3 protein-coding genes and 1 pseudogene are annotated in these 13,946 nt (G+C 50.7%); all 4 read right to left on the reverse strand.

All coding sequences use genetic code 11. The features are described 5' to 3' along the window. Positions 1–12 precede the first annotated feature (12 nt). Complete coding sequence (locus Tfer_RS09795; RefSeq protein WP_052218249.1) at positions 13–9,168, reverse strand: cytochrome c3 family protein; 9,156 nt, start codon at positions 9,166–9,168, stop codon at positions 13–15. A gap of 14 nt (positions 9,169–9,182) precedes the next feature. Continuing rightward, complete coding sequence (locus Tfer_RS09800) at positions 9,183–11,630, reverse strand: fibronectin type III domain-containing protein (protein ID WP_052218250.1); 2,448 nt, start codon at positions 11,628–11,630, stop codon at positions 9,183–9,185. 64 nt (positions 11,631–11,694) lie between these two features. Further along, on the reverse strand, positions 11,695–12,693 hold the full coding sequence (locus Tfer_RS09805) for a 6-bladed beta-propeller (protein ID WP_052218251.1): 999 nt from the start codon (positions 12,691–12,693) through the stop codon (positions 11,695–11,697). Between the two features lie 789 nt (positions 12,694–13,482). Continuing rightward, a pseudogene (locus Tfer_RS17315) lies at positions 13,483–13,932 on the reverse strand (cytochrome c3 family protein); the annotation flags it as partial. Between the last annotated feature and the right edge of the window lie 14 nt (positions 13,933–13,946).

A 13,946-nucleotide genomic window follows, 5' to 3' on the forward strand; every position in this document is an offset into this window, starting at 1 on the left:
CACCTGTCACTGTTAATATGTCTTGGCGCCATGGTTGCAGGAATAGGATGATATTCCCGCCACGGCTAAAGTATTACAGCTTCGGGTTCCTGTCGTATCGACAGTTTGGATAAAGAATCCGTTAAGGCCTTTCACCGCCCGGTAACTTCCGTCAGACTGCGTTGAAAAAGCGGCATTTTCACCATGGAGGGAAACATACTGGGTGCTGTTCTGCATGTATCCGGCAAAGTGGCAGTAGCGGCATACATTGGTGCCAAAGGTCGCCATAAAAGCGTCTGCTGCCGCCGAGCTGACCTTGGTGGTCAGGTCGCCGTAATGGTTGGACTTCCTGTGATAACTGCCGGTAGGGTCACTATCCGCCAGTGTTGCGGCAGATGAATCATTACCGTACTCCGTCGCCGGGTGACACTCGTTGCAGAAGCTGGCACTCCGCGGGTTTCCTTTCAGGATATAATCCCAGTTAGACCCGTGCGGCCCTCGCGGCTTACCGCCGGTGGTATCGGGGTTACCGTGGCAGTCGGAACAGGTCATATTGAACCGCCGGTTCGGATTGCTCGGGTGGAAGGCATACCCCGGTTTTGACGGGTCATTGGGAAACAGTTTATCGGCCTTCGCATTAATCGTTGCATTGTTAAAAGATGTCTTTTTAGTGAAACTGAAACCGTGGGTTGAAACGTTATTCGGATTGAGATAGGCCACTATCCGTTTACCGCCCGATGTCGCCCCCGAATAACTGGAATGGCACTTAAAGCATACCATATATTCTTGCAGTTCAGCCGGTTCTGTGGACACATCCGGCACAAATTCATAAGTATAGCCGTCAATCGCATAGGGGTTGTTCTTCCACGTACTGCTGTTCGGGTCCGGCGTATTTACAGCCGGCGAAGCAATAACCTTGACCCCGCTGACTCCTTTAAAGGCCTTGGATAACCGGGTGGTTAAGGGTTCTGATGCATCCATGTCCTGCACCGCATGCACGTTGTGGCAGTCCAGGCATTCCACATGCCGCTCCGCGGTCTTGATATCCTCATCAAAGGAGTGGACCAGGAAGGTGCCGCCCGGCAGGTGCCCGATGCCTTTGTCCTCCCAGAATTTAAGGTTACTGGCGGCGGTTATTCCATTATGGCATGTATAGCACACATTTTCTTCCCAGTCAAAGACATTACCTACAATATTTGTTACATTGCCCCAGGCATCAATAACAGCCGTACCGTGAGGATCATGGCAGTTGATGCATTTTCCTTTCTGGTCTGCCGCAGCAGGTTCAGTATAATAGGTCCCGCCCGGCCAGGACGCCTTAGCCTTATGCACCCCCGCACTAAATACGGCAAAGCCCGGGTAACCGCTGGTTTTGGCCTTAATGGCTGGATATTCATGGCACTTGTTGCAGATTTCGCTGTTCGGTCCGTCATTCATAACCAGCATCTTGGGAATAACCTTGGCCGGGTCAGTACTGCCGTCGGTGGTGCGCCCGTGGCTGTTATGGCAGTTCAGGCAGACACCTTTTTCCCACACAGTTTTGTTGTAAACTATCGGCGTGTTAAAGTCGGCCAGCCACTGGGCATTAAGACCGTGTTTCGAGTTGTTGTATACTTTGGACCCGTCAAAGAGCCCCGTATCGGCCACAACATCTTCCCTGTCGTGGCACTTCAGACATAACAGGTTCTTTTCTGCTCCCGCCTCGTTTACAGGGTACCGTAGCATGGCCCCCTCCGCATCTTTATGGGGTTCATGGCAGTTGATACACTCACCGCTGCCGTAATCAGCAAGCTTCATTTTACTGTTATAGGGCACTCCGGTAGACGGGTTAATACTGGAATTACCGTGGTAGGTCTTTTCGTATACTGTCTTGCCACCGTATTCGCCATAAGCATAAGCGTCGCCATGACAACCGTAGCACAACGGATTAAGGTTCTGACCGGTACCGGCATTGGCGGAACTCTTGATATATTCCCTGGTCGTATTTTCCGTCCCGGGCACAAATCTGCCGTGAGGGTCATGGCAATTGTAGCATCTGCCCGCATCTTCGTATACCCTCTCCCCTACCCAGTAGCGCGGAGTATAACCGCCTGAATATGTCACATGGAACACATAATCGGTGCTGTCATAGGCCTTGCCGTGGGCGGTCTTGTTGTACTCCACAGCTCCCGCATACCTGCCGCTGGCCGAGGGATTGGTATGGCAGATAAAGCACAGGTTGTTGTCATCGGGCGCCCTTAAAAGGTGCTTATAGTCAGACCCATGCGGTACATGGCACTTGGTACAGTTACTTTCATACTGGCTGTTGTCCGACATTTTATAAACCGGAAAATCAACATTGTGTTTGGACTTATAATAAGCGGCAGTAATTTTATGATTGACCGTAAACTTATTATAATCACCAGGCTGGGCTTTCCCCTGTTCATGGCAGGACATGCACAGCCAGAGTTCAATGGAATCATCGCCTGTCCTGGCAGTAATTGCCGACACCGGCGCTGTCAATTCGGACATATTGCCGGACCGGTCATATGCGGCAATCCTGTAATAGTACAGGGTATTACCCCTTAAACCGGTATCCGTAAAGGTCAGGTCTTCTGTCTCACCCACGCGCAGGTATTCGATATTGTTCCGGCTGCGGTAAACGGCGTAGGCCACCACACCGTCGGTCTCAGCGAAAGGATTGGTCCACCCAAGTACCATCTCGTTCCTGCCGCCGGCCTGAACACTCAGGTTCTTTGGTTTATTTGGCGGTGTGGTATCGTCTGACAGGTTAAATGGCAAAGTGGCAGCGGATACTGTCGTTGCCGTGGACTGGTTGCCGTGCAGGTCAACAGCCTTCACCTGATAATAGTACGTAGTTCCCGGTTTCAGCCCGTAATCCATAAACCCGGTGGTCGTGGTTGAACCGGCCAGGTAATAGGGCCCTCCGGCCTGCAGTGCACGATATACATTGTAGCCACCCAGGTCACCGGCCGTGTTGGCCGAAGCGCCCCACGACAGCCGCATGGTGGTAGTCCCGGGGGTTAACACCGGTCCCGAAGACACCCCTTCCGGCGCTGTGGTGTCGGCTCTCTTAATCATCAGCATGGCACCGTAATCGGCGACCAGCGGATTGCGGCGGGCGCTGCTGTATGCCTTGAAGTTAAAAATATACCACCATCCGTCAGTTCCGCTTGGCACGGTAAAACGGAATCGAGCATAACCGTATTCATATTGTGGCGTTTCCCAGGTAGGTGTCAAAGACGACGCCGGGCCGTCAAAATCACTCCAGGTTAACGCCGGTGAGACGTAGGTAGTACCACCGGGATATTCGGTGAAAACTTTGGCGTAAACAGTCTGCCCCGGTTCAAAGACAAAGGCTTCCTGCGTCCTGGCTGCATCCTTGTAAAACTTGAAACCTTTAACTGTCGCCCCATACTTAATCACCTGATAGGGTTTGAGATTTATGCTGGTATTGGTGTAAACATCAGCTTCCAGGCGATAAGCGCCGCTATAAATATTGGCCGTGGGAAGCTGGACATTAAAGGTCAGTATATCCCATAACCCATCTTCCGATTCCGTATAGACAGCCGACGTAAAGGTGGCTCGGGTCACATTCAGGTGGTCCTTAAAGTAAACCTTGTTGCTGGCCGACGGATTCAGGCCACCTGAGCTCTTCTTGCGCTTAACCTTAACGACAGCGTTTGAACCAAGAGGGAATTCCGTGGTATGGTTGGCGTTTACATCCAGAATTTCAAAAACGGTATCGTCTTCCGTATAATATCCCTTTTTCACATAATTGTCCGCCGACAAGGTCTGCCCATATACAGGAGCCGTCAATACCGAGAAGTTGCCGTTGTCATCAACTGCCTTAACCCTGTAATAATACCCTTTTTCCGGCGTCAGGGCAGAATCGGTAAAGCTGGTCAGACCTGTTGTTCCCGCCAGCACGCCCGTTGCCTCAGTAAAATCAGGACTGGTACCCCGGTAAACATGATACTGGACCACCTTGTAATTGTCAGTGGAAGCCGTCCAGCTCAGGGTCAGCCGGGTGCTGCCGGCGTTTTCGGGCACAGATACCTTGAGGTTTGTCGGCACTGTCGGCGCCGTATGGTCACTGCTCAGGCCGGGCGTCACGGTGACAGGAGCAGCAAGGGGCGTCAAATCAACGTTATCGTTATAATCCCGGGCATATACCTGATACCATACCGGTATACCCGGTTTCAGGCCACCATCTTCAAACCACACCATGTTGGTCGTCTGCCCTGCCTCGTTGTAAACCCTGTTATTCACCGTACCGTATTTGGTCCAGGTGCCGTCAGCGCCTACTTTGCGGTAAACATAATAACCGTACACATCGGCAGATTCGGAAGCAGGCCAGTAAACCTCTGCGGCTACCGCGCTGGTTGCCTGAGCGAACAAACTAACCGGGTTCTTGGGCGCTGTCACATCTCCTGCCGTAGGCCGTTTATCTTTCAACATATTGGCCCTTGGATTATGCATATGCGGCTTATGGCACATAACCATACAGTCGTTGGTACCCTTGCTGTTTGCATCTGTTATCGGATGGTAAGCTGTCTTGGCTACCACACCATAAGGCCAGGTCTGCTGATAAACGCCGGGCGACACCTCCTGCATAAACCCTGTCAGATTCTGTATTCGCGTGGTATAACCATTTTCACCGTGGCAAGTAAAGCAGTTATAGTCACTGCCCACCGGATCGGGATCATGGGGGTTGTGGCATATGGTACACTGGGTCGGATTGTCTTTCCAGTGTTCGGGAATGGTTACCCCATGGGGGCCGACCAGCGGTATGCTATCAATCTTTACCATTGCACCCGGCGATGTCTCACTGGTGTAGTATACATAAGAAGATACACCCTCACCGGTATACTCCTTATGGCAGGTAATACAGAACTGGCGCGGTTTATACGGATTCACGACATTGTTCATATTTTCTGGGAAATATACCTGCTGGGAAACCCCCTGGTATACCCAGGTAATGGTCTGGTTACGGGCATAACTGTTCTTGTCCCGTAAGTATTTGTTATTAGTGGAACCGTGCGGTACATGGCACTCGGCACAGTACATCTTGGCCGTCGGATAGTTCTTGTACCGGTGCCCTTTGGCCTCGTACTGGGTCTTCAGGTCAGGGATCAGGTCTCCTTTGCCGTCCCTGGTCTGCCCGTTATGGCAGTCCACACAGAGTTCGTCCTTGGGCAGTTTTAACAGGGGCGGGAACATGGACCCGTGCGGTACGTGGCACTTGTCACAGTTGCCCCGGAAGGTGCTGTTGTCGGAAAAGGTCTTTATCGGAATCTCGTAATCATGGGGCGTACCGGTATAAAGGCTTACATTTATAGTATACGGCGACCTGTAGGCTGCATCCGCCACACTGGAATGGCACTTCAGGCACAGGGACCTCTCATCCAGGCCGGGCAGTTCCTCCTTAATCAGGTCCGCCCGCGGGTCATGGGGATGCGGCTTATGACACCTGGTCATGCAGGTGTTGTCTTTGGTGTCAGCATCTGTTATCCGGTGGTGAGACTGCAGCCCGGGGTATACCCCTTCCAGACCCGCCAGAGCGCGGATATCCACGGCTTCTCCATCAGAACTGTGGCAGTTGTAACATTTGTCTTCGCCTCCGGTCGGTGGCCACGGTTTGTGGGGATCGTGGCAGATGACACATTCCCTGGTCCCGGTAGATTTATGGTCGGCAATCCTGTCCGGGTACGGCAGCGGCTGAATCGTCACCTGCCCCACTTTGATGGTATAAACAGTATTATAAACCCGGGCAGGTTGATCCGACGTGGGATGACAGGCCAGGCAGAACTGCCGCGACTTGCCCTGAACCGATATATTATTGGGGAAGGTAATCCCCGTCTGGTACTTGTTACTGGTATCCAGCAGATAAGAAACGTTATCTGTCCCGTGGGGGTCATGGCATTCCGTACACAACAGTTTCTTGGTCGGATTGGCTTTGATGTAATGGCCGCCGTGGCTGGCCGCATTATACTTGGACGAGATGTCCACTTCGCCGGGATAGCCGTCATGGCAGGCCATACAGGCATAAATTTTCCCATTGTCCGTTGCGGCGTCTATGGCCACTCCGTCTATGGTTTTTCTCAACAGACGCACATTGGTAGAAGCATGGTGTTCATGGCATTTCAGGCACGGGTTATCTATCCCGGGGCCATAAGGGTTACTTGAGGCATCCCGTTCCAGCAGAGAATGCTTTTTGCCGGCAAACTTGGACTTCTGGTCGCTGAGAATGGTCCGTTGATCAGGGCTGGTGCCGTGGCAGTGCCAGCAAAAATCTTTGTAGGCCGGTACTTCTTCTCCCGTATCAGGGTCAATTACCGTACCCAGCGTGGTGGAATCAGGCTTGTAGACCCAGTTGCTGGTAACGGTGGCCCGCAGCCCGTACGGGTTGGTGCTGTTGTGCAGGGTATGGTCTTCCAGATGGCACTGTTCACAGGTAACCTTTACCTGGCTGACAGGCCCCGGTTGAAGGACCGGATGCCTTGAATTACGGTCAAAAGTATCAAAATCGTGACAGGCGGCGCACTTCAATGCCGGCGAGTTACCGGTGCGGATATAGGATTTGTAAGTGCCGCCGGAGACATAGTGGTCGTAATTATGGCACTTGATGGCACAGGAAAAGCCAGTCTCCTGAAGATTGACGCCATAAGCCGGAATAAAAGCAAGCCTGTTGGGCGAATAAGCTGTCGAAGCCACGGCAATGCCCGTCTGTACAGCCCAGTCAAAACTGATGTAATGCCCGTTATCCAGCGTCCACCCCGGTTGACTGTTGTTAAACATACTTTTGCCGGAATGCGGGTCATGGCATGCCCGGCAGCTCACTTTCCACTTAACGTGAGTATGGTAGTTTTTACCATTACCATTTCCAAAATTACTTCCCACGGTCGGGTTCATATTTCCATTTATGCCGGTATAATATTGGCTGTCATGGCAGCGGAAACAGATAGTTTCTTTCTCCGTATTCCAATTGGCATTCCACTCCACCGGTCCGTAAACTTTACTATTTACAACAGTGGTAGTGAACTTATCATTATAGTAATTTCTTAACATATACCTGTTAGAAATATGCCCGTGCGGTTCGTGGCACATGGTACAGGTATTCCGGCCATAAAAATTCTGTTCATGGGTAGTTCCCAGGTAATTGTTGGACTGGTTCCATAAATAAACGCCAGTTTTCACAGTACCGTCATCATTGAGCACTTTTGTGGATGTAAACCCGTGGTCCTTATGACAGGTAATACAGAAATTGGCAGAATTGGATGTAATAATCAGCGGATAATCCTTGGACCCATGAGGCGCATGGCAGTTCCGGCATGTGATACCTGTCAGCGTTGAACTGGGCTCAAGGGTATTGTGCTTTGAATTGATAAAGGCCGTTTTATGGTCCTGGCCGAAGGGGTTGGGCAAGTCGGAATTCAGCCCGTGACAGGCCCAGCAGAAGTCATTGCCCCGCCTTTTTATCCTGCCGTCTTCCTTGGAAACAGTTGACAATAACCGGTAAACCGTTTCGGTCACCGTATCCCCGTCTTTCTTAATTACCATAGGCGAACTGTAATGGGGGTTATGACAGACATCGCACGAATACCTGCCCTCCGGAACCTTGTGGTGCGAAGGATTATTGACAGGATCAAAGGCCGCCTTGGTGTTATATTTGCTCTGTGAGCCGTCATGGCAGGTATAACAGGAATCTGTTATAGAACTATAGTAAATCAGTTCGGCGCCCCTGGATGAATGAGTAGAGTGACAGTTCTGGCACAGGGTATCATTGGAACTGGACTTGTAATTCCCGTGGGGACTAACTCCGTAGTCTACCGTGGGTGTAGCCGATACATAAGAACTCATGGCCGACATTTTTCCGGCCACATCCACAGCCACCACTTTGTAGTAATAAGTTGTACCGTATTTGGCCGTACTGTCCGTAAAATAAACCGCTTTCATTACAACATTGGGCGAACTGCTGATTTGATAACTTACGGTTGAATTGCAGGGGGTTTGTGTCAACCTGGCGTAATTTCCCGCCGGTTCGGTGGACCTGTAAACATGATACCCGATTATGTCACCTTCCGTATTGGCGCTCCACTCAAGTCTAACAATTCTCTTGGATGGGTCCAAAGGGTTCTCAGTCAGCGACGCTTTCAGCCCCTGGGGCGCAAGTGGAGCTGCACCGTCAGTCCGCGGCGGTGCCAGAGTGGTAGTGGAACTGCTGAAACTGTAAGGCGAAACGTTTCCACATTTATCCACGGCCGTAACCATGTAATAATAGGTGGTTTCCGCCAGCAGTTCCCGATCGGTGTAGGACGTGGATGTGGAATAACCGATATATTCATAGGGGCCGGAAGCCGAGGTAGCCCGGTAAATTTCATACCCGTCGACCCCGGTGCTGTTGGGAGCAGGGTCTGATGCGGGATCCCAGGTAAGTGTCACAGAACCGGCCGTTAGGCTGCTGAACCTGATATTGGCTGTTTTGGATGGCGACCAGTCCGGCGGAGTTGTATCATCATATACGGTGACGGCCACCGTCTGCTCATTGTACCCCAGCCTGCCTGTACTGGATGTGCCTATTCCAAGCACTCTCAAGTTATAAGTTCCAAAGGGCATCTGGTCATCAACTTTGACATTTACGCTAAACACCTCATCATGAGCGGTCCCATTGCGATCTATGTACGGCCCGGAAGTGGACCCGTCATCAAGGGTAACACCTTTTTGCCCATTTGGGTTTGTTGTAGCCGGAAAGGCCGTCACCCAGATATAGGGGCTTTCCACCGGCGCCCCGTACATGGTGGACTGTTCGGCCCTGGCCCAGGGTACATCTCCTCCGGACATCTGCGACATGGTCCACTTGGAGGCATCAGCCACCTGCAGGGCCCCCGCCACAGTAAACCGGCCGTAGCCAAGGCCGACGGTCCGGTAAGTCATGTTGAAACTGCCGCCCCTGGTGACAGTCACGGCGTTGGTCCGCGGTACTTTGCCGTTGAGCGTTTCGATAGTCAGATAGCCCGTTTCATATGTATGGCAGGAGGTACAATAGGGCACATCCCCGGTGGTGGAACTGTCCACATGGTTATTGGGCCAGCTAAGGGCCACGGCCGGCACAATTAGGCACGTCCCCACCAACAGCAGGACTACCAGCCATTTTCTGTTTTTCATTATTTCCTTATACATTCTCATAGTCCCTCACCCTTTTAATCGGGATGGTTGGTCTTATCATGGCAGTCTTCACAACCCGTGGTTTTGTCAAACCGTTTCAGGCAGGTGGACTCAAACCCGTCGCGTCTGATATGTTTACCGGTATTTGTGGTACCGTGGGTGTAGTGGCAGGTCTGGCAGATAATTTTTCCGTTTTCGTAAGGCAGATAATCAGGCAGGGGCACTGCGTAAGCCGTCTTGGTCACATACTGTGCGCTGACATTAACCGGGTGCATGTACATATGCATGGATGCATTCGACAAGGTCATCCCAGGCTGCTGCGTAGTGCTAATAGCATTCCGGCTGGCACCGGCCCCTTGGTTAAAGTCACTGTGGCAGGCGCCGCAGAATTCAACGGCCCCCCTCACATAGACAGTTTTTTCCCTTTTGTTGGCAGGGTCTGTGACAGCATAGGCCTCCACCGTGATAAGCGGGGGATTTTCGGTATTAAGAACATTCATGTTTGTGCGTAAGTTGCGGTAATTATCGGACCCATGGGGGTCATGACAGGAACTGCAGGACAGGTTGGCATCAGCCACCTCAACGTTCTCAATATTATTGCCCGGTGCAGCGTAGTTATATATATTGAGATCATGTCTGGAAGTCGGTATGTAGGCAGAACCGGCCGCCGTTGCCCCTCCTATGGACCCGTAAGGTCCGGCAATGGAATTGTACCAGGTAGTCCTGTAAACATCTGTCCAAACACCGTTGGGGTCTTTCGTCTGATCTGACGTGGGCCCAAGTAACTTGCCGTTAATTACATCATACTTGCTCTGGGTCCCGTCATGGCATGTTACACATAAACGGTCGGCATTGACTTCCTTTATCAACTTGGGTCCCAGGGCCGAATGGGTATAATGGCAGTTGCCGCAAAGCTCTGGGTTGTCCCAATAGTATCCGTGTGGGTTGCCGTGCGGGTTGTTCCCCGGAGGAAAAGCCCTAATGGTGCTGTAACCCACCTGGCCGCTTCCGTTAATGGCATAAACCCGGACAAAATAGTTTGTATACGCCGTTAGAGAACCTTGATAATATGTATATTGTGTCTTGCCCGCTTCATCGGCGATGGTCGCCACCGGCGCTCCCCAATCATTTGAGGTGGAAACATAAACTTTGTAACTTACAGCTTCAGGAACGTCCTTCCAGTACACAGAAAGGTTAACCGTAGGTGTTGAACCTGTCTTAACCGCAGTTATTTTTGGCCTCAGGTCATTTAAAGTGGTAAAGGAATACTCCCCCGAAATACCCAGATTACCGCTCAGATCCCGTGACTTAACACGAAAGTAATAGGTGGTCAGGTTTTCCAACCTCTTCAGGTAAACAGCATGGGCAGTAGTTCTGGCATCGTACGAAATTGACCATTTGTAAACACCCGGTTCGGTGCCGTAATCCACAATGGAGTTGCCGGGCTCACTTGTATTCCAGTAGATCGTAACCGTATCGGCAGCAATATCCCCGGAAGAAACATTGTACACACTGGGAGCCACCGTATCAAGTTCGGCAGCGGTAGTAAATACCCGGTCCTCGCTTACCGCGGTATTGCCTGCCGCATCGGTAACAGTAATCTTATAATGATACTGGGTATTTAAAGAGAGGCCTGTCAAATCAACTTCATGTTTAAAGTCCCTGGCCGTTTGCGTCCTGTAAAACCCGTAAGCTTCCGTCGGGCCGTAATCAATCCGGTAGGAGGTGGATTCATTGGTGGAAAAACTGATGGTTGCAGCAGTTCCGGCAATTTCTTTTTCAGTCACAGATAAAATAACAGGCGGGGTAACATCCCAGACAAAAATATCATCAAAGTACACCTGTCTGTTAAATTCACCCAGCGCAATCTTGCCGTAGTTCAAGGAAGTATCGGCTGTGAATCCGATTAACTGGTTGTTGCAATATATTTCAATATTTGAACCCTTAAACTTGACCTTTATAACTGCCGGGTAAGGATTATTGGGAACAGTAGCGGCGTCCTCGCCTATATAAGGTACCTTCGGGTTCGTTGCCCGCTCCATAGTCAGCAGGTTATATCTTACTCCGTTTTTCTTGCTGTATAAGACAAACCTGGCAGAATTGGCACCGGCAGCCCCTGTCTCATCACAACTGTATTCCAGGCCGTAGTGGTTGTTTTCGTCCTGCCACCTGCCGGCAATATAGAATTTGCCTGTCCGGTCATTGGAATATACTTTGGCTTCCACCGCATAGTCCGTCCAACTGAGTGACCCGGCGGCAGCCCAGTTGGTTTCCGTATCAGGTTTGGTTAATTCCGTATATTGGCCGTTGACAACTGCCCAGTTACCCTTTACAGAAGTCCAGTCATAGGCGCCCATATTAAATTCGTCGCTGAAGTAGGTACCCTGCTGTGACCGGGCCGGAGAGGCAAAATAGGCTACATTGGCCGCTACAGTTGCAACGGCAATTAAAATTAACAATTTTTTGTATCTAAACTTCTGCATGCCTCTCTCCCCTTTCATCACAGCCAACTGAAGTCTCAAAGTATTCTCTGTGCGCAATAAACATCTATCTGCCAAAGACTTGAATCCTGTTGTTTTCCCGGTCAGCCACGTAAATCCTGCCTCTGTTGTCCACAGCAACAGCCGTTGGAAAATTAAACTGGCCTATATCCAGCCCCCGCTGGCCTATTGTTTCAATTTCATTGCCTCTTTTGTCCAGGACATGGATTTTGTGGGCCAGGGTATCGGCGACATAAAGGCTGCCCGTGCTTTCCTCAAAAGCAATCCCTTTCGGGTTGGCCGCACCTTTACCGCTTATCCTGTCGGGCAGATACCGGCCGTTAAGGTCAAAAGTATCTATCCGCCCATTATTTGAATTAGCGAGATAAATTTCACCTGCATCTTCATTTACAGCTATCCCGTTCACATATGACAATTCACCGGGATTACTGCCGGCGCGCCCAAAGTACCGGACAAACCGTCCGCTGTCATCGAACACCACAATCCGGTGTTGACTGACATCCGAAACATAAACATTCCCACTCCGGTCAACAGCCACAGTAACCGGAAAAATGTTGCCGCCAAGTTCTCTCAGGTCTTTTCCCCTGGGTAAAACACTCAATTGTTTGCCGTCAAAATTTAATACCTGGACACGGCGGTTGTAGAAATCAGCAACATAAATTTTCCGGCCGTATACCGCAATTCCTGTCGGGTAGTTAAATTCCCCTGGGCCTGCGCCCTGTTTGCCGAGAACGGTTTTAAAAGCTCCGTTGGCATCAAAAACTGCCACCCGGTGGTTAGCGCTGTCGGCCACAAAAACATCGCCCCATTCACTGACAGCCACTCCCAATGGCCTGCTCATAACGCCGGGTTCATAAATACTGAACAGGTATTTATGCTTATCCGGTGGAGCAAAGGTTACAGTAAAAGGGTTGCGCTTGGTTCGGAAGTAGTACCAGCCAAAGAAAATAAGCGCAGCAATGATCAGAACCAAAATGGCTATTATTAAATCTTTTTTATTTACCTTTTTCTCTCTGATTTTGTTCAGTAAAGTATTCAGCCGCATTACAGTACCTCCGGTTTACTTTTTGTGGCATTCTTCGCAGACAGCCTGCCTGTCAAGACGAATCAAGGCTGTGGAACCGGTTCTCTGGCTTATTCCCTTCCTGGCAGTACCGTGGGAATGATGACAGGTAATGCAAACTATAGTGTTGACGCCTGTCCCAACTTCCAGGGGCAAAGACGTTGTGAGGTACTCGCCTTTATAGTAGAGGGGAGTGTTTACTGCATGGATAAACTTGTTCATAGAAGCGGCAGTAAGTGGAAAACCGGGCTGCTGGGTGGAGGTGGCGGCCACGCTTCCGCTTCCCGAAGGCTGGTTGTAATCACTGTGGCAGGCCGAACAAAAATAGATACTGCCCGTATCATAGGTAATATTTTCACCGTACCCGCTCGATTTGGCGGGATCGGTTTCCGCAAAAGCCCGAAAATTAACATTTACAGACAGCGTATCCGTTACCCGGATAACTGTTCGCAAGTTCCTGAAGTTCCCGCCTTTCCCATGGGGGTCGTGGCAGCTTTCACAGCTCAGACCTGTCAGCCGGTCACTCACGCCACCGGGAGCCACATTAAAAGAAACACCAAGGTTATGAATGGAAGTAGGACTGTTATTAATGGCTACATTGCTCTCAGACGTATATCCTGCATAAACAGCAGAATATACCGATTCTCCCACGGGCAAATTCTCCTCTGTACGCAACGCTCCGAATGGCCCGCCGGAAGTCTCAGCCCAGTCCCCGTTAGGAAGTTTGACCCTGCCGTTCATAACGTCATATTTGCTTTGAGTTCCGTCATGGCAGGTGGTACAAAGAGCCACAGCATTGGGCGCTTTCATCAGATAAACTCCGGATGCGGCATGGGTGACATGACAGGCAGCACAGTAACTGCTATCGGTTTTATACGAACCATGCGGGTTGTTGTCAGGGGGAAAAGCTACCCCCACCGCAGTACTCCCTGTGCTGTCCTGTATTTTAAAGTAATAATTTACGTAGTTCCTGCATCCGGTATATGTAAAAGAAGACACAGTCACACCAGTTGCCTTCTGGCTCCAATCCTGGCCGTCAAGACTGCAGTATATGGTAAAGGGAGGAGTACCCTGGAAATAGACGGTGCTGACACTCGTTGTAGGAGATTCATAAGTGATCTTAACCCCGTCAATAGTAACTGCTGCCAGGGCGGGGGAAATAACAGTAAAGAGAAAAAAACAAGCCAATATAAGCGATTTTCTCATTAACATTCCTGGCATCTCCCCCTTTGGTG

This window comes from Thermincola ferriacetica (assembly GCF_001263415.1).
GTDB classification, from domain to species: domain Bacteria; phylum Bacillota; class Thermincolia; order Thermincolales; family Thermincolaceae; genus Thermincola; species Thermincola ferriacetica.